14 protein-coding genes are annotated in these 18,453 nt (G+C 67.4%); 8 read left to right on the forward strand and 6 right to left on the reverse strand.

From position 1 onward, the window contains the following. Nucleotides 1–126 precede the first annotated feature (126 nt). Nucleotides 127–1,536 (reverse strand): MFS transporter, encoded by a 1,410-nt coding sequence (locus AC6CHP_RS09170; RefSeq protein WP_174179494.1) that lies wholly within the window; start codon nt 1,534–1,536, stop codon nt 127–129. Nucleotides 1,537–1,813: 277 nt separating this feature from the next. Here AC6CHP_RS09170 and AC6CHP_RS09175 point away from each other — a divergent pair, with 277 nt between their 5' ends. Genes AC6CHP_RS09175 through AC6CHP_RS09185 form a run of 3 tightly spaced genes read left to right on the forward strand, consistent with a single transcriptional unit; the run spans nt 1,814 to nt 7,063 of the window. Beyond that, nucleotides 1,814–3,286 (forward strand): MFS transporter, encoded by a 1,473-nt coding sequence (locus tag AC6CHP_RS09175; protein ID WP_188730228.1) that lies wholly within the window; start codon nt 1,814–1,816, stop codon nt 3,284–3,286. A gap of 1 nt (nt 3,287) precedes the next feature. Beyond that, entirely contained in the window at nt 3,288–5,507 is a 2,220-nt protein-coding gene (locus tag AC6CHP_RS09180; protein WP_498229360.1) for a molybdopterin oxidoreductase family protein, read from the forward strand. Further along, nucleotides 5,504–7,063, forward strand: coding sequence for an FAD-dependent oxidoreductase (locus AC6CHP_RS09185; RefSeq protein WP_498229362.1), 1,560 nt, complete (start codon nt 5,504–5,506; stop codon nt 7,061–7,063). The genes AC6CHP_RS09180 and AC6CHP_RS09185 overlap by 4 nt, the downstream gene beginning before the upstream one ends. Here AC6CHP_RS09185 and AC6CHP_RS09190 read toward each other — a convergent pair whose 3' ends face one another. The 4 genes from AC6CHP_RS09190 to AC6CHP_RS09205 form a co-directional block, all read right to left on the reverse strand. Then, nucleotides 7,064–7,675: a hypothetical protein gene (locus tag AC6CHP_RS09190; RefSeq protein ID WP_498229364.1), complete on the reverse strand. Its 612-nt coding sequence runs from the start codon at nt 7,673–7,675 to the stop codon at nt 7,064–7,066. Beyond that, complete coding sequence (locus AC6CHP_RS09195) at nt 7,672–8,223, reverse strand: flavodoxin domain-containing protein (RefSeq protein WP_498229366.1); 552 nt, start codon at nt 8,221–8,223, stop codon at nt 7,672–7,674. Before AC6CHP_RS09195 ends, AC6CHP_RS09190 begins: the two co-directional genes overlap by 4 nt. Nucleotides 8,224–8,286: 63 nt before the next feature. Then, the gene (locus AC6CHP_RS09200) at nt 8,287–8,472 is read right to left on the reverse strand and encodes a PspC domain-containing protein (protein WP_104185318.1); all 186 of its coding nucleotides are present in this window, start codon (nt 8,470–8,472) and stop codon (nt 8,287–8,289) included. A 152-nt stretch (nt 8,473–8,624) separates the two neighbouring features. Next, nucleotides 8,625–10,040 carry an NAD(P)H-quinone dehydrogenase gene (locus AC6CHP_RS09205; RefSeq protein ID WP_174175643.1) on the reverse strand — a complete coding sequence of 472 codons (1,416 nt, stop codon included), beginning with the start codon at nt 10,038–10,040 and terminating at the stop codon, nt 8,625–8,627. Nucleotides 10,041–10,146: 106 nt separating this feature from the next. Here AC6CHP_RS09205 and AC6CHP_RS09210 point away from each other — a divergent pair, with 106 nt between their 5' ends. Both AC6CHP_RS09210 and AC6CHP_RS09215 read left to right on the forward strand, forming a co-directional pair. Continuing rightward, nucleotides 10,147–10,965 (forward strand): purine-nucleoside phosphorylase, encoded by an 819-nt coding sequence (locus tag AC6CHP_RS09210; protein ID WP_377195060.1) that lies wholly within the window; start codon nt 10,147–10,149, stop codon nt 10,963–10,965. A 93-nt stretch (nt 10,966–11,058) separates the two neighbouring features. Further along, on the forward strand, nt 11,059–12,819 hold the full coding sequence (locus AC6CHP_RS09215; RefSeq protein ID WP_377195061.1) for a phospho-sugar mutase: 1,761 nt from the start codon (nt 11,059–11,061) through the stop codon (nt 12,817–12,819). A 3-nt stretch (nt 12,820–12,822) separates the two neighbouring features. Here the strand turns inward: AC6CHP_RS09215 and nirD are convergent, their stop codons facing one another. After that, complete coding sequence (gene nirD / locus AC6CHP_RS09220) at nt 12,823–13,209, reverse strand: nitrite reductase small subunit NirD (RefSeq protein ID WP_377195062.1); 387 nt, start codon at nt 13,207–13,209, stop codon at nt 12,823–12,825. Nucleotides 13,210–13,479: 270 nt separating this feature from the next. On the opposite strand from nirD, the gene nirB reads away from it, so the two are divergent. Genes nirB through AC6CHP_RS09235 form a run of 3 tightly spaced genes read left to right on the forward strand, consistent with a single transcriptional unit; the run spans nt 13,480 to nt 18,322 of the window. Next, complete coding sequence (nirB, locus tag AC6CHP_RS09225; RefSeq protein WP_377195063.1) at nt 13,480–16,110, forward strand: nitrite reductase large subunit NirB; 2,631 nt, start codon at nt 13,480–13,482, stop codon at nt 16,108–16,110. A gap of 2 nt (nt 16,111–16,112) precedes the next feature. Further along, the gene (cobA, locus tag AC6CHP_RS09230) at nt 16,113–17,147 is read left to right on the forward strand and encodes a uroporphyrinogen-III C-methyltransferase (RefSeq protein ID WP_377195064.1); all 1,035 of its coding nucleotides are present in this window, start codon (nt 16,113–16,115) and stop codon (nt 17,145–17,147) included. Between the two features lie 14 nt (nt 17,148–17,161). Further along, nucleotides 17,162–18,322: a uroporphyrinogen-III synthase gene (locus AC6CHP_RS09235; RefSeq protein ID WP_498229371.1), complete on the forward strand. Its 1,161-nt coding sequence runs from the start codon at nt 17,162–17,164 to the stop codon at nt 18,320–18,322. The last annotated feature ends 131 nt before the right edge of the window (nt 18,323–18,453 follow it).

An 18,453-nucleotide genomic window follows, 5' to 3' on the forward strand; every position in this document is an offset into this window, starting at 1 on the left:
CCGTCGTGCGTTCCTGCCCGCCTGCTCCGGCCCTGGACGCAAAAGTGCCCGGCGCACTCCCCTGTTGACGGGGAACGCACCGGGCACCGCAGCCACGAACCGGGCTGGAACGTACAGTCCGTTTTCCTAGGCCACGTTGTTCTCGTAGTCCAGGTCGCGGGTTTCCTTGCTCACGAACAGGGCAATGAGCGTCAGAACGGCCATGGAGGTCAGGTAGACGCCCACCAGCACGGGGCTGCCGTCCGCGAGTTCCCACAGCGCGACGGCGATGAACGGGGCCACCGCTGCGCCCAGGATGCTGGAGAAGTTGTAGCTCACTGCCGACCCCGTGTACCGGACGTTGGTGGGGAACAGTTCGGGCAGTAGCGCGCCCATCGGCCCGAACGTCAGGCCCATCAGGGAGAACCCGATCACCAGCAGCGCCATGGTGCCAACGAACCCGCCGCTGAACAGCGGGACGAACAGCAGGCCGAAGACGAAGATTCCGCCGGTGACGGCCAGGAGCATCTTGCGGCGGCCGTACTTCTCGGCCAGCGGTCCGGAGACGAGGGTGAAGATGCCGAAGAAGACGACGCCGGCAATCAGCATCCACAGGAAGTCGTTGCGGGTGTAGCCCAGGCCGGGGACGAACGCCGCGGCGGCCGCTTCCGACATCGGCTTTCCGGCCTTTTCAGCCGCGGCCCTGGCAGCGTCCAGCGTGGCGGGACGGGTGCCGTAGGTGAGGGTAAATGTGGTCATCAGGTAGAAGAGCACATACGTGGCGAGCATGATGAACGTGCCAAGGATGAGCTGGCGCCAGCTGGTCTTGAACACCCGGCCCAGCGGCAGCTTGGCCACCTCGTTGGACTCGATCACCTTGGTGAAGGCAGGAGTTTCGATCAGCTTCAGGCGGACGTACAGTCCGATGATCACCATGACGGCGCTGAGCAGGAACGGCACGCGCCAGCCCCACGCCTGGAAGTCCGCCGGAGAAAGCGCGTAGCTGAACACCAGGAAGATGACGTTGGCGATGATGAAGCCGATGGGGGCGCCCAGCTGCGGGAAGGTCCCGTAGATGGCGCGCTTGTTGGCCGGGGCATTCTCCGTGGCCAGCAGCGCGGCGCCGCTCCATTCACCACCCAGGGCCAGGCCCTGGGCAAAACGCATGACCACCAGCAGGGCCGGAGCCCAGAACTCCCAGCCCGGAACCAGTGCGGTGGGCAGGCAGCCGATCAGGAAGGTCGCAATACCCATGGTCAGGAGGGATGCCACCAGGGTGCCCTTGCGGCCGAACTTGTCGCCGAAATGGCCAAAGACGATCGAGCCGAGGGGGCGGGCGATAAACGCCACGCCGAACACGGCAAACGAGCTCAGGAGCTGGGTGGTTTCGTTCTGGTTGGGGAAGAACAGCTGCGGGAAAACGAGCACCGCGGCGGTGGCGTAGACGTAGAAGTCGTAGAACTCAACCGTGGTGCCGATCAGGCTGGCAACGATCACGCGTCCGCGTGAGTTCACCGGCTGGGACCCGGACACCGTGGAGGTATGGGTGGATGACATAGGTAAACGCTTTCGTGAGGACCGGCCGGACCCGGGGTAAGGGAACGGCTCGAAATAATCAGAGTTCAATATTAGTTCCCTCCGTCCAGTCAATGGACGAAAGGTCCAGCATGCGGACCTGTGGGGTGTGTCTCATTGTGTGGTCCACGCCGCCCGCCTCACACCCGGCGAGGTGTGCCGATAGGCAAATGTCACAGCGCGTTAACACTTGGCGTCCGTCCACGAAACGCGGCTTCCCTACCTTGGAGGAACAACATCCCCCAGAAGGAGGTACCCCGTGACTGTTGACCGCACCGCCGATGCCGGCACCGGAAGTTCCGTTGATCTCGAAGACTCCGCATTGCCCGGAACCGCCGCATCCGCCAGCGCACAGCCCGGCCCTACCCGCACCACAGACGCCCCCGCCCTTGAACACCGCCCCGGCCGCTGGATCGCCAACTGGGACGCCGAGAACAAGGAACAGTGGGAAACCGCAGGCCGCTCCATTGCACGCCGCAACCTGAACTGGTCAATCTTCGCCGAATTCCTCGGCTTTGTCGTATGGCAGCTCTGGTCCATCGTGGTGGTCCAGCTCCCCGCAGCCGGCTTCAACTTCTCCACCTCCGAAATATTCTGGCTGATCTCCATGCCCAGCCTGGTGGGTGCCACGCTGCGCATCCCTTACACCTTCATGGTCCCCCGCTTCGGCGGCCGCAACTGGACCATCGTGTCCGCCCTGCTGCTCCTGATTCCCTCCATCGGCCTGGCCCTGTGTGTCTCCAACCCGGAAACCCCGTTCGGCGTCATGCTCCTGGTGGCCGCCCTGGCAGGCTTCGGCGGCGGCAACTTCGCCAGCTCCATGGCCAACATCACCTTCTTCTACCCCGCCCGCGAAAAGGGCTGGGCCCTGGGCCTGAACGCCGCCGGCGGCAACATGGGTGCCGCCGTCGCACAGCTGGCCGTTCCGATTGCCATCACCCTCCTCGCCGTCGGCACGGTCAACCTGCCCCTGGCGGGCTGGATGTGGGTCCCGTTCATCCTGATCGCCGCCTTCGGCGCCTGGAAGTACATGGACAACCTCACCAGCGCCAAGGGTGACGTGGCAGGCTCAATCGCAGCGCTGAAGGAACCGCACCTGTGGATCATGGCGCTGCTCTACATCGGCACGTTCGGCTCCTTCATCGGCTTCGCCGGTGTCTTCCCCAAGCTGATCAAGGACTACTTCCCGGCTTTCTCCTCCATCGGGGTGGGCACCGTGGCACTGTCGCTGGCCTTCCTCGGCCCGCTGGTGGGCTCCCTGGCCCGCCCGTACGGCGGGCGCATGGCTGACCGGATGGGCGGGGCCCGGATGACCGTGGCCGCCTTCGCCTCCATGGCCGTCATCACCCTCACCATGATCTGGACCCTGCCGCTGAAGAACTTCTGGCTCTTCCTTGTCCTCTTCCTGATGCTCTTCACCGCCAGCGGCTTCGGCAACGGTGCAACCTACCGGATGATCCCCATCATCTTTGCCACCAACAGCCGCGCTGCCCGGAACGGTGCCAGCTCGGTGGCCACCCAGCGCCTCGCTTCCTCCGCCCTGGGCCTCATCTCCGCCATCGGCGCCTACGGCGGGTTCGTGATCCCGCAGGTGCTCAACGCCTCCAACTCGGCCAGCGGCTCCTACACCCCCGCTTTCTACGGCTTCGTCGGGGCGTACGTCCTGATGCTGGTGGTGTGCTGGGCCTGCTACATCCGCAACGCCAACCGAAATGCGATGGGACACGTCTAACATGACCAAAAGCGCCGACACGCACTGCCCTTACTGCGCCCTGCAGTGCGCCATGACGCTCACGTCTCCCACGGCACTGACCCCGGCTTCCCGGCCGGGGTCAGTCCCCGTGCCGGGAACTGTTGCCCCCGGAATCCCCCTGGCCGCACCCCTTGAAGTCAGCGGCCGGGACTTCCCCACCAACCGCGGCGGCCTCTGCCGCAAGGGCTGGACCTCCCCCTCCCTCCTGAACCACCCCGGGCGGATCACGGAGCCGCTCCTGAAGGGCTCCGACGGCGTCCACCGGCCCATCAGCTGGAACCAGGCCCTGGACCTCGCCGTGTCTGCCGTGAAGGACGCCCGCGCCCGGTACGGTGCCGACGCCGTCGGCGTGTTCGGCGGTGGCGGCCTCACCAATGAAAAGGCCTACATGCTGGGGAAGTTCGCCCGGCTCGCCCTGGGCACCTCCCGCATCGACTACAACGGCCGGTTCTGCATGTCCTCGGCCGCGGCGGCCGGGATGCGGGCTTTCGGCGTTGACCGCGGGCTCCCCTTTCCCCTCGAAGCGCTGGACACCGCCAGCACCATCCTGATGCTCGGCTCCAACGTCGCCGAAACCATGCCGCCGTTCGTGCAGCACCTCAAGGGAACCCGCGACGCCGGCGGGCTGATCGTGGTGGATCCGCGCCGTTCCGCCACGGCCGCCTTCACGGCCGACGGCGGCGGCCTCCACCTCCAGCCCCTGCCGGGCACCGACCTGACCCTCCTCCTGGGCATCTCCCACGTGGTCATCCACGAGAACCTGGTGGACACCGCGTACCTGGCTGACCGCACGTCCGGCTACAACGCCGTAGCCCGCAGCGTCAACTCCTTCTGGCCCGAACGGGTGCAGTCCCTCACCGGCGTCCCGGCTGAACTTGTCCGCGAAACGGCCCGCCGGCTGGCCCGAGGCGCACGCGACGGCGGCAGCTACATCCTCACCGGCCGCGGCGTGGAACAGCACGTGGACGGTACCGACACTGCCACGGCAGCGATCAACCTGAGCCTCCTGCTGGGCCTGCCAGGCTCGGCCCGGAGCGGCTACGGCACCCTCACCGGCCAGGGCAACGGCCAGGGCGGACGTGAGCACGGCCAGAAGGCCGACCAGCTCCCCGGCTACCGCAAGATCACCGATCCCGCCGCCCGCGCCCACGTGGCGAAAGTCTGGGGCGTGGAGGAGGACCTCATTCCCGGGCCGGGCCTGCCGGCCGTGCAGCTGTTGAAGTCGCTGGGCAAGCCCGACGGCGTCCGCTGCCTTTTTGTCCACGCCTCCAACATCGCCGTGGCCTCCCCCGACGCCAACACCGTGATCGCAGGGCTCCGGAGCCTGGACTTCCTGATGGTCTGCGACTTCTTTATGTCCGAGACGGCCGCTGAGGCGGACCTCATCCTTCCCGTCCTGCAGTGGGCGGAGGAAGAGGGCACCCTGACCAACCTCGAAGGCCGCGTGCTGCGCCGCCGCCGGGCCCTCACTCCGCCGGCCGGCGCCCGCAGTGAACTGTGGATCATGGCGCAGCTGGCCGAAGCCCTTGACGCCCCCTCCACCTACAGCGAGGACCCCGAGACCGTGTTCGAGGAACTCCGCCTTGCCTCTGCCGGCGGACTGGCGGACTACTCCGGAATCGACTACGCCATGCTGGATCGCGGCGAAGCCGCCTACTGGCCCTACCCCGCCGGCAGCCAGGGAACACCGCGGCTGTTCCAGGACCGGTTCGCGCACCCGGACGGCAAAGCCGTGATGACCCCGGTGACGCCGCGCCGCCGTCGTACTCCTGCCGGACCACCTGCAGGGGATGGCACCGCCGCGAAAACCATGACCCTCATCACCGGCCGCCTCCTGGAGCACTACCAGTCCGGGGCGCAGACCCGGCGCGTGTCGGAGCTGCTGGCGGCGCAGCCGGAAGCGAAGGTGCAGATCCATCCGGCGGCTGCGGCATCGATGGGCATCACCGAGGGGGCGCTCGTGTCCGTGACCAATGAGCGCGGCGAGGTGCAGTGCAGGGCCCAGCTCAGCACCGCCATCCGTCCCGAAACCATCTTCCTGCCGTTCCACTTCCCCGAACTCGAGAGTGCGAACCGCCTCACGGAAGCGGCCACAGACCCCATCTCCGGGATGCCGGAGTTCAAATTCAACACCGTATGGGTCCGGCCCGTAGCCGCGCCCCTTTCCACCAACGTGCTTCAAACGACGGAGGCCTCATGAGCGAGCAGATTGTCATTGTGGGATTCGGCCCAGTGGCGTCCCGGCTGGTTGACGAACTCCTGCCTGCCGTCCGCAGCGGCAAGGTGGGCCTGACAGTGGTGGGCGAGGAAGCTGAGGCAGCCTACAACCGCGTGCTCGTGGCCGATCTCGGCGTGGGCAGGACCACCGCCGAGGCCCTGGCCCTCTCAGACGCCGCGGAGCTGACCGCCCAGGGCGCCGACATCCGCCTGGGCGTCCGGGTGAAGCGTGTGGACCGGGCCCGGCAACAGGTCCTCCTGTCCGACGGCGGTGCCGTCCACTACGACCGCCTGGTCTTTGCCACGGGGTCGCGCCCGGTCATTCCCAACCTGACCGGCATCAACCCCGACCCCACCCACCCTGTCCTCCCCGCCGGCGTCACCGCCCTTCGCGACATCCGCGACGCCGAGGCGCTGCGGCGGGCCGTGACCGGCGGCAAGCGGGTGGTGGTCCTGGGCGGCGGCGTCCTGGGCCTGGAGACCGCCCTGGCCGCAGCGGAAGAAGGAGCCACCGTCACGGTGGTCCACAACGGCCCGCATCCGCTGGGACGCACCATCGACCGCGGCGGCGGCTCCGTACTGGCGGCGAGCCTGCGCCGCTGCGGCGTGCGCATGGCCGGCAACGCGCGCTCCACGGGCGTGGAGCACAACGCGCCCGACGGCGGCTTCTCTGCGCTGCTGCTCGACGACGGGTCCGCGATCGACGGCGACCTCCTGGTGCTCTCCTGCGGCGTCCGCCCCCGCACTGAGCTCGCCGAGGGCTGCGGGCTCTCCACGTCCGCGGGCATCCTGGTGGACCACAAACTCCGCGCGCACCACGAGCCGCACATCTTTGCCATCGGTGACTGCGCCGAGGTGCGCTGCCCGGATCCGGACTGCGCACCCTGCCGCAACGCCAAGGGGCCCTCCGGCCTGGTGGGGCCGGGCTGGCGGCAGGCCGAGTGGCTGGCCGGGTACCTGACCCTGCTGGCGGACGGCGGGGAGGACGTCGCCCTGCTGCCGGCGCTCCCGGCGGAGCAGCCGGGCGTGATCGTCCTGAAGGCGCGCGGCATGAACATGGCCGTGGCCGGCGACAATTCCGCAGAACCCTGGGACGAGGACGCCCTTGCTGCCGGCGCGGTGAACGGGCGCCCGCGCCTCCAGGTTTCCCAGTGGGCGGACCCGGAACACGGCCGCTACGTCAAAATGACCACCCGCGGCGGCGTCCTGGAGGGCCTGGTGGCGGTGGGCATGCCCCGCACGGCGGCCGAGCTGGTGGGGCTGTTCGAACGCGGCGCGGAACTTCCGGCTGACCGGTCCCTGCTGCTGCGCCTCGACGGGCCGGACCAGCTGCCGGGCACGGGTGCCGCCGATCCCGCGGGCACCGTCTGCCGGTGCGCCGGAGTCAGTGGAGCCGCCATCCAGGGCGCCGTTGAGGAGGGCTGCTCCACGGTGCCCGAGGTGTCCAAGGCAACGCGTGCCGGAACCGGCTGCGGCGGCTGCCATGAGGACATCAAGGGGCTTATCGAAAAACACTTCCGGGCGGTCCAGGCCGCCTGACTAGGAAGCGGGGACCACGGGAACGCCGAGCGGGGTGCCGTTGCCCCAGCCGGCGTCCACTGCTGCCTGTGCGAGCGCACGGGCCATCGCATCGCCGTCGGGAGCGGGAGCGCCGTTCATGGGCGCGGAGGTGACGTACGGCATTTCGAGCGTCTCGTCGCCCCGGACAGCTGTGAGGACAACGTTCGCGGAGGCGCCCCCGGCCTCGCCCCGGAAGTAGCCGGTCCACTGCAGGCAGGCGAAGTCACCGATTCCGGTGACGGGTGAGCAGTCGGGCGCCGACTTCGCTGTGGAGATGTCCTGCGACGAGGCGGGCGAGGTGAGTGCCACCGACAGGGCCGTGATGCCTCCGTCCATGGACTTGCTCGAATACGTGCAGAGATAGGCCTTGCTTCCGGGCGGCCTGTCACTGCTGTTCTGGCCTGCAGGCATGATCCCGGGTACGACTTTCGCGGCAATTTCAGGAGTGATGAGGTCGCAGGCAGGGCTGGTCCCACCGGTGGAGGGGCTGGGTGCAGGCTCCGGAGTGTTTTGGTTCCCGGGCTGCGAACACCCGCCAAGAAGAGCGGACGCAGCAAGGAACAGGACGGGTACGGCTGCCGGGGTTCTCACTTGTTGACGCCAGGAGGAGATCCCGGAACCCCGGCCAGGAAGTCCTCGGCGAAGCGCTTCACGCCGTCCCACTCGGTGTAGACGTAGTCGCGGGACGTGTCCAGGTCCTGGGAGCCCCTGTCCTTGGCGATCTTCTTCATCATCTGGCGTTTCAGGAAGTTGTAGTGGGTGTACATCAGCGCACCGGAGAACATCGCTACATGGCGGGGGTGCCAGCCGGTCTCCTCCTCGAACTTTTCCACGTAGCCCTCCGCACTGGCTTCATCCCCTTGGGCGGCAAGGCTGACAGAGACCAGGGCGGACGGCAAACGATCAAGTTCGCTGCGGTTCTTGCGGACAAAGTCCGCAACGTAGCCCTCGTGCTTGCCAATATGCACCGACGCCGCCACGATGACGGCGTCCTGCCCGTCCGGAATGCCGTCCGGAGCCTGTTTGAGGTCCGCGGTTTCAGCGTGGTGCCCGTGCGCCCGGATCACATCGGCGATGTACTCCGCTATGTGGGCCGTCTGCCCTTCAACGCTGCCGTAGGCAATGTAAATAGAAGCCATGCTTCACTGTGCCTGCAGGGTGCGGTGGAGCAGTAGGGCACAACGTCCCCGGTACGCACAAACTCAGGCCGGGGCCTTGGGAATGAGGATCCAGAGCACGATGTAGGCCAGTTCGCCGACCCCCACCAGGCCAAAGATCACGAAGCCCAACCGGACCAAGAATTTTGGAAGCCCGAAACGGGCGGCCAGGGCTGCGCACACCCCGCCAATGATTTTGCCGCTGCGCGGCCTCACGAGTGCTGTTGACATTTCTTCCGCCTACCCTTCCGATGGCTGGTGCAGGGACGGCCGGGAAAATCCGCTGATGGAATTCCCGGCCGTTCCTTTGAGGAGTCTATGCACGCGGCACGGAGTGGTCCAGACTCACGAGCCCCTGGAAGCCGGTGGATTCCTACGCGTCCCTACAGGTGGACGTGCAGGCGGCGGGCCGCCTCCGAAATGGAGCCGCTGAGGGACGGGTAGACGGTGAAGGTGCTGGCGACGTCGTCCACGTGCAGCTTTTGCTTCACCGCGATGGAGATGGGGAAGATCAGCTCCGAGGCGTTAGGCCCCACGACCACCCCGCCGATCACGGTTCCGGAGCCCTTCCGGGCAAAGATCTTCACGAAGCCGTCGCGGTGGTTCCGCATCTTGGCGCGGGCGTTGCTGCGCAGCGAGAGCTTGATAATGTCGCCCTGGTATTTGCCCGAATCGATCTCAGCTTCCGAGACGCCTACGTTCGCGATTTCCGGTGACGTGAAGATGTTCGAGGCCACCTGGTGCAGTTTGAGCGGGGTGACGGTGTCGCCCATGAAGTGCGCCACCGCGATGCGGCCCTGCATGGCCGCCACGGAAGCCAGCGGCAGCACGCCGGTGCAGTCACCGGCGGCATAGATGTTGGGAGCCGAGGTGCGTGATACGCCGTCCACCTTGATGTGGCCGCTTTCGCTGACCGCCACGCCGGCCTCTTCCAGGCCGATCCCTGCGGTGTTGGGGATGGAGCCCAGGCACAGCAGGCAGTGGCTGCCGGTCACCTTGGAACCGTCGCTGAGGGTGACCACCACGCCGTCGTCCGTCCGCTCCACGGTCTCGGCACGGGAGCGCGAGAGGACCCGGACGCCGCGGCGTTCGAAGACTTCCTCCAGTACTACTGCCGCGTCCACGTCGGATCCGGGAAGCACCCTGTCACGGCTGGAAATAAGCGTGACCTTGGATCCCAGTCCGTTGTAAGCGGAGGCGAATTCGGCCCCGGTAACACCGGAACCCACCACAATCAGTTCTTCGGGCAGCTCATCGAGGTCATAGATCTGCGTCCAGTTGAGGATCCGTTCGCCGTCCGGCCGTGCCGTGGGAAGCTCGCGCGGATGGGCGCCCACGGCGAGCAGGATGGTGTCCGCCTCGACGGTTTCGGTGCCGTCAGCGGTGAGGACTTCAATGGTCCGGTCATCCAGCAGCCGGCCGGACCCGGTGATGATCCGCACGCCCAGGTTCTCCAGGCCGTCATGGATGTCCTTGGACTGGCTGCGGGCCAGGTTCAGCAAACGGTCGTTGATGTGCTTGAGGTCGGCGCGCATCACGGGCACAAAGTCGCCCCCGTCGACGTCGAACTTCACTCCCAGCTCGCCCGCCTCCCCCACGCGGGTCATCAGGTCCGCGGTGGCGATCAGGGTCTTGGAGGGGACGACGTCGGTCAGCACGGCCGATCCGCCCAGTCCTGCGCGCTCGATGATGGTGACCTGCGCCCCCAGCGAGGCGGCCACCATGGCGGCTTCGTACCCGCCCGGACCACCTCCCAGGATTGCGATCCGGGGGGAACTGAAATCTGGATGCGTAGTCACAAACAATCATTCTCCTGCAACTCCCCCGCACGGCCAAAGAAAACGGTCTCTCACGAAAACCGGCCCAGGGTGGGCGGCGTGACGGACGGCAGGATAGCTTGTACCAGTGAGTACAACTGACTTCCTGAACACCGATCCCTTTGCCGCCGCGAGTGCCGCAGCCGACTACATCGCCGAGGAAACCGGCGTGGACAGCCACGACGTCGCCCTGGTTCTTGGCTCCGGCTGGGGCGAGGCAGCCGACCTGATCGGAGATACCACCGCCACCCTGTCCGCCGACGAGGTCCCCGGTTTCCACGCCCCGGCGGTGGAAGGGCACGTGGGCACCATCCGCTCGGTCCTGACCACGGGCGGCAAGCGGGCACTGGTGCTGGGTGCAAGGACGCACTACTACGAAGGCAAGGGCGTGCGCGCGGTGGTGCACGGCATCCGCACCGCGGCAGCCGCCGGCTGCAAAACCCTGGTGCTGACCAACGGCTGCGGCGGGCTGCAGGAAAACTGGACCCCGGGCACCCCGGTGCTGATCAGCGACCACATCAACCTCACCGCCGCCTCGCCGCTGGAGGGCGCCACGTTCGTGGACCTGACGGATCTCTATTCGGCCCGGATCCGCGGCCTGGCCCGCGAGGTCGACGCCACCCTGGAAGAGGGCATCTACGCCCAGTTCCCCGGCCCCCACTACGAGACGCCCGCCGAGGTGCAGTACGCCAAGCGCATCGGGGCCGACCTGGTGGGCATGTCCACGGCGCTGGAGGCCATCGCGGGGCGGCACGCGGGAATGGAGGTGTTCGGCATCTCGCTGGTCACCAACCTTGCCGCCGGCATCAGCCCCCAGCCGTTGAGCCACAAGGAGGTCATCGAGTCCGGGCAGGCTGCCGGACCGCGGATTTCGAAGCTGCTGGCAGAGATCATCGGCCGGCTCTGACCAGCGGCGCGGTCACGCGCGGCGCCCCTGCCAAGGGCATTTCGCGGCCGGGGTTGGAAGAAGTGGCGGGCCAATAACGATAGCGTTAGGCCCATGACGTCTTCCGATGCCGAAATCCGCCTGCTCAATGATGCCCGCGCGTGGGCTGCCCAAGACCCGGATCCGGTGACGTCGACCTCCCTCCTCGAGCTCATCGGGCAGGTGGAGAACGGCGTTCCGGCAGCCCGCCAGGAACTCGAGGACAGCTTCCGCGGGACGCTGCAGTTCGGCACGGCAGGGCTCCGGGCGGCCCTGGGTCCGGGCCCGAACCGGATGAACCGGGTGGTGGTGCGCCGGGCCGCCGCAGGCCTGGCGGACTTCCTGCTCTCGGCGGTGGGCGAGTCATCGCCGGGAACCCGGCCTCGCGCCGTCGTCGGCTACGACGCCCGGCACAACTCGGACATCTTTGCCGAGGAAACTGCAGCAATTTTCACGGCAGCCGGGATAGAGACGTTCCTGATGCCTTCGGCGCTGCCCACTCCCCTGCTGGCCTTCGCCGTCAGGGCGCTGGAGTGCGACGGCGGGGTCATGGTGACCGCCAGCCACAACCCGCCGCAGGACAACGGGTACAAGGTGTACCTGGGCCGCCATGCCGTTCCGGAGAACGGCAACGGCGCACAGATCGTCGCCCCATACGACGCCGCCATCGCCGCCCGCATCAACGCGGTGGGACCGCTGGACTCGATCGCCCTTGCCCCCTCCGGCTGGACCGTCCTGGACGGGTCCCTTGCAGCCGACTACGAACGCTCCACGGCCGCGCTGACCATGCCCGCCGAGTTCCCTGCCCGTGACCTCAGCATCGTCCTGACTCCCCTGCACGGCGTGGGCGGCGGGACCGCGCTGGCGGTGTTGAACGCCGCAGGTTTCAAGGACATCACCTTGGTAGCGGAGCAGGCCGAGCCGGACCCGGATTTTCCCACCGTCAGCTTTCCCAACCCGGAAGAACCCGGCGCCCTCGACCTGGCACTGGAGTCCGCCGAACGGCTGGGGGCAGACATAGTGATTGCCAACGATCCCGACGCCGACAGGGCGGCCGTTGCGGCAAAAGACCCTGACACCGGCGCTTGGCGGATGCTCCGCGGGGACGAGGTGGGGGCGCTCCTGGGAGCGCACGTTGCCGCCCGGATCGCCGCGGGCAAGGCAAAGGACGACGGCGGCGCGGAAGAAGGTGCCCAGGGAGTGTTCGCGAACTCGATCGTGTCCTCCCGGCTGCTGGCCCGCATCGCCACAGCAGCCGGTTATGCCCACCAGGAGACGCTGACCGGGTTCAAGTGGATTTCCCGGGTTCCCGGACTGGTGTACGGCTACGAGGAAGCCCTGGGCTACTGTGTGGCGCCGGATCTGGTGCGGGACAAGGACGGGATCTCGGCTGCACTGCTGATCGCGGAACTCGCCGCGGCCGCCAAGGCTGACGGCAAGACCGTCTTTGACACCCTGGACGAGCTCTACCTGCAGCACGGCCTGCACGCCAGCGACCAGCTCAGCATCAGGGTTGCGGACCTGGGGCTCCTGGACGCGATGATGAACCGGCTCAGGGTCTCCCCGCCGGAAACGTTCGGATCATCCGCTGTTGAGGTGTACACGGACCTGGCCCAGGGCAGCGACCAGCTGCCGCCCACGGACGGGCTGCTGTACGTCACCAGGGACCTGACGCGCGTGATCATCCGTCCGAGCGGCACCGAGCCCAAGCTCAAGTGCTACCTCGAAGTAATCCAGCACGTGGGTTCCGCCGCGGAACTGCCGGCCGCCCGGCAGTCGGTACGGGCGGCGCTGGACGACGTGCTCCGCGACGTCAGCGAAGCGCTGGGGCTCTAGCCGCTACAGCTCAACCTCGACCGTGCCGTCGCTGATGCGGGTGCGGAAGGTGGCGATGGCCAGGCCGGGCGTGCTGAAGCATTCACCGGTTTCAAGGTCGTAGACCTCTTTGTGCAGCGGCGAGGCGATGGTGGGGCGCTCGCCGCGTGAGCCCAGGATCCCGCGCGCCATGACGTGTGCTCCCGTGGCAGGGTCCTCGTGCGCTACCGCGAAAACCTCGGTGGCGCCGGTGCGGAAGAGGGCAATCTGGCGTCCCGCAACCAGGGCTGCCTCGCCCCAGGCGATCTCCAGGTCCTCCACCGGGCACACGCTGTGCCAGCCGCCCGTGATCCCGGATACCGCCTCGTCAAGGCCGGCTTCGAGTGCCCCAAGTTCCAGTGTTGCCGTCATGTCCGGCTCCTCTCCCTGTGCGGGTAATCCTTGTCAGTGGGCCGCCTTTGCAGCCGTGAACCACGCTAGGCTGCGGGTGTTTCAGAGGCGTGCAGTGAATGTGTCCGGCGCGTAAAAGACACCTCACACGGCCGGAAATGCGTTCGTGATGCAGAAGTTAAGTTGACGAAACAATTGGGAAACTGAAGCGAAACTGCGTCTCCCTAGTCTGGATGGACAGCTCGACAGAGAAGGCTGCAGTTCCACTGCGGCCCATGCGAAAGGCCATCAGTGACCGAACAGACTTCAAGCACAGAGACTCCGCGCCGCATCGTCGTCGCCGGCGGCGGCCCCGCGGCCCACCGTTTTGCGGACGCAATGCATGCCCGTGGCCTCGATGGCTGGCATGTCACGGTCCTCACTGAGGAAGCCCACCTGCCCTACGACCGCGTTGCCCTCTCCAAGGCCCTCACGGACAAAGACGTGGACCTTACGCTGGGAACTGCAGCCATGTGGGACCACCCGTCCCTGGAGCTCAAGACCGGCGAGCGGGTCATCAAGATCAACGCCGAAGCCAAGACCGTGGCGACGGCTGCCGGCAACACCTTCGAATACGACGAGCTGGTGGTGGCCACCGGCTCGAACGCCGCACGCCTGCCCATCCCGGGCGCCGAACACACGCACGTCTACCGCACCCTCGAAGACGTATGGGCCATCAATGAGGCCATCGCCGGGCTGAAGGAGAAGCTGGGCCGCAAGGTCAACGCAGTCACCATCGGCGGCGGCCTCCTTGGCCTCGAATCCGCCGCCGGCACGGAGCAGCTGGGCGCCAACCCGATCGTCATCGACGGATCGCAGTGGCTGATGGCCACGCAGCTGGACGAAGGCGCCGGCCAGGCCATGGGACGGCTCATCAAGGCGAAGGGCTTCGAAGTCCACGGCGGCGTCTTCCCGTCGGAAGTCCTGTCCGACGACGACGGCCAGGTCACCGGCGTCCTCATGGCGGACGGCCGCATCATCGAAGCAGACATGGTCATTGTGGCCATCGGCGTCCGGCCCCGTGACGAACTCTTCCGCGCCGCCGAGGGCGAGGAACAGGTATTCAGCCTGGGTCCCCGCGGCGGCGTGGTCATCAACGACTACTGCGAAACCGAAGTGCCCGGCATCTGGGCCATCGGCGAGGTAGCCAACTTCGGCGGCATGTGCCTGGGCCTGGTTGCCCCCGCCAACACCATGGCGGAGATTGTGGCCGACCGGCTGCACGGCGGCGACGCCACGTTCCCCGGCTTCGACACTGCCACCAAGCTCAAGCTGTCCGGCGTGGACGTGGCCAGTTTCGGCGACGCGTTCGCCAAAACCGAACACGCCCTCGAAATCGTGTATGCCGACCCCGCCCGCGGCGTGTACCAGAAGATCGTCACCACAGACGATGCCAAGACCCTGCTGGGCGGCATCTTCGTGGGCGACGCCTCACCGTACATGAGCCTCCGCCCGCTCCTCGGCCGCGAACTTCCCGCCGAACCCGGAGCGTTCCTCACCGCGGCAGGCGGCGGCGAAGCCCCCGAAACGGAACTTCCGGACGACGCCACCCTCTGCTCCTGCAACAACGTCACCGCCGGCAGTATCCGCGACGCCATCAACGGCTGCGGCGCCTGCGAGGGCAACGCCCCCGTCCAGGAACTGGGTGAGCTGAAGGGCTGCACCCGCGCCGGCACCCAGTGCGGTTCCTGCGTGCCGATGCTCAAGAAGCTGCTGGAAACCGAACTCACCAAGTCCGGCGTCGAAGTCTCCAAGGCCCTCTGCGAGCACATCGAGCTGTCCCGCCAGGAACTCTTCGACGCCATCCGCGTCCTGGAACTCACCTCCTTCGAAGAGATCATGGCCAAGTACGGCACCGGCGCAGGCTGCGACATCTGCAAGCCCACCATCGCAAACATCCTGGCCAGCCAGAACAGCGCCTACGTGCTGGACGCCGGCCGCGGCACCCTGCAGGACACCAACGACCGCGCCCTGGCCAACATGCAGAAGGACGGCACCTACTCCGTTGTCCCCCGCATCGCCGGCGGCGAAATCACCCCCAAGAAGCTCGGCGTGATCGCCGCCGTCGCCGAAAAGTACAACCTGTACACCAAGATCACCGGCGGCCAGCGGATCGACATGTTCGGTGCCCGCCTGGAGCAGCTGCCGGAAATCTGGAAGGAGCTGGTGGACGCCGGCTTCGAATCCGGCCAGGCCTACGGCAAGAGCCTTCGTACCGTGAAGTCCTGCGTCGGCTCCACCTGGTGCCGCTTCGGCGTCCAGGACTCGGTGGCCATGGCCATCCAGCTGGAACTGCGCTACCGCGGCCTGCGGAGCCCGCACAAGCTCAAGATGGGCGTCTCCGGCTGCGCCCGGGAATGCGCCGAGGCCCGCGGCAAGGACGTGGGCGTCATTGCCACCGCGGACGGCTGGAACCTGTACGTCGGCGGCAACGGCGGCGCAACGCCCGCCCACGCCCAGCTGCTCGCCAAGGACCTCGACGGCGAAACGCTGATCAGGTACATCGACCGCTACTTCATGTACTACATCCGCACCGCAGACCGGCTGCAGCGCACTGCGCGGTGGCAGGAAGAGCTCGACGGCGGCATCAAGCACGTTGAGGACGTGGTGGTCAAGGACACCCTGGGCATCGCCGCGGACCTCGAGGCGGCCATGGCCAAGCACGTGGATACCTACATCGACGAGTGGGCTGACACCCTGAAGGACCCCGAGCGGCTGCGCCGCTTCCGCTCCTTCGTCAACGCACCCGACCAGAAGGACGACTCCATTACCTTCGTCCCGGACGAGCGCGGCCAGATGCGCCCGGCAACGGCGGAGGAAAAAGGGAAAGTCCTCATCGGGGCTTCCATCCCGGTCCGGTCAAACAACGAGAACGAGGTATAGGCATGCAGCTCAGCATTGATCTCACCGGCCGTGAAGTACTGGTGACGGGTTCGGAGCACGCTGCCCGCCAGGCGGTCCGCCGCTACGAAGCCGCCGGCGCCGTCGTCTACCGCCTCAGCACTCCGCAGGGCGCGGCGCACGACGGCCCGCTGCCCGAACGTCCCTTCCTGGTTGCAGCTGTGGAGGACGGACAGCCCGGCTGGGACTCCCTCCTTGGCCGGTGCCGGGACACGGGCATTCCGGTCGCTGTGGAGCCGGCTGCCGGCGCCCCGGGCCACGTCACCCTGGTGGGCGGCGGCCCGGGCACCACCGATCTCCTCACCGTCGCCGCCGTCAAGGCCCTCCGCGACGCCGACGTGGTGTTCTACGACCGGCTCGCCCCGTACCAGGAACTCCCCTCTCTCACCTCGGCCAAACTCGTGGACGTGGGCAAGAAGCCCGGCCACCACAAGGTAAGCCAGGGCGACATTGAGAAGCTCATGGTAGAAAGCGCCCTGGCCGGCAACAACGTGGTCCGCCTCAAGGGCGGAGACCCGTATGTCTTCGGCCGCGGCGGAGAGGAAGTTGCCGCCTGCGTGGCCGCCGGCGTCAAGGTCCGCGTCATCTCCGGCGTCACCAGCGCTATTTCCGTCCCGGCTGCCGCGGGCATCCCCGTTACCCACCGCGAAGTCAGCCACATGTTCACCGTGGTGTCCGGCCACGCCCCGCTGACCGAGAAGGAGCACCAGCACCTTGCCGGCCTCGGCGGGACCATCGTGGTGCTAATGGGCATCGGAACGCTCCACCAGCTCGCTGCCGGACTCCGCCGGGCCGGAATGCGGGCTGACATGCCCATGGCCGTGGTGGAGCGCGGCTACCGCCCCGGCCAGCGCACCACCATCGCGGACCTGGGCACCATCGCCTCCGCCGCCGCCGGGTGCAGCAACCCCGCCGTGCTGGTCATCGGTGAGGTGGTTCGCGTGGCTGAGGCCAACCGCGGGCATGCCGAGGCCGCAGCCGACCTGGACAGGCTGGCGGCCTCGCTGCTGGGTTCGTGAAAGGATTGACCCCCATGACTGCACTTGCACCGGCCGAACCACCGCAGGTCGAACGAACGCCTGAAGAAGCACCTGACGCCGCAGAGGCTCCACTGGAGGGTTTCCGCATCGGTGTCACCTCGCACCGGCGGTCCCAGGACCTGATCGAGGCGCTGGAACGCCGCGGAGCGGAAGTGCTGCACGCCCCCGCCCTGAAAATCGCACCCGTGCAGGAGGACATGCGGGTCATCGAGGACACCCGTGCCATCATCGCGGCGCGGCCGGACCTCTGCATCGCCACCACCGCCTACGGGATGCGGCGCTGGTGCGAGGCCGCGGATTCCTTCGGTATTGGCGAGCAGCTACTTGAAACCCTGGGCGCCTGCCGGATGTTCGTCCGCGGACCCAAGGCCCGCGGTGCGGTGCGCGCCGCCGGCCTCGCCGACGTCGGAATCAGCAGCGATGAAACCACCGCAACACTGGTGGACATGCTGCTGGCCGAGGGCGTGCGCGGCAAGACCGTTGCCGTGCAGCTGCACGGCTACACCGATGTGCGGCAGCTGGAACGCCTGCGCATGTCCGGCGCCACCGTCCTGACAGTCACGCCGTACCGTTGGGTGAAGCCCGACGGCGAGGACCGGCTCCCCCGGCTCATCGAGGCTGCCTGCAGCGGGAACCTGGACGTCCTCACCTTCACCAGCGCACCCGCGGTGGATGCCATGTGGAGCACCGCCCACGAAATGGGCGTCTACAAGCAGCTGATCGAGAGCCTGAAGACCAACGTCACCACGGCGGTGGTGGGCCCGGTCACGGCGCAGCCCCTGCTGGATGCCGGCGTGACCCCGCTGATCCCGGAACGGTTCCGGATGGGTGCACTGATCCGTCTGGTGTGCGAGCACCTCGCGCTCAACCACGTGCGCCGGCTGGACACCAGGTCCGGCAACATCGAGCTGCGCGGCCGCAGCCTGCGCATCAACGGGCAGCCGGTGGAACTCGCCCCTGCACCGCTGCTGCTCCTGCGGGCCCTGCTCGGTGCCGGCGGCGCGGTCCTGTCCCGGGAATCGCTGTCCGATCTGCTGGAACTCCGCGGTTCCGTCCACGCCCTGGACATGACCGTCAGCCGTCTCCGCTCTTCGCTGCCTGACGGCCGCCTGGTGGAAACGGTGGTGAAGCGCGGCTACCGTATCCGCGTCTAGGAACCGGGACGGACAGCACCACAGGGCAAATGTGTCGGTCAACTGGCGAATGAGAGGCAGGTCACGGGTTCTGTTACCGGCCGGTAAACACTGGCGAACACCGGGCCTTTAAACAGCAACTGCCGGGAAAC

It is taken from the genome of Pseudarthrobacter sp. GQ63 (assembly GCF_059758765.1).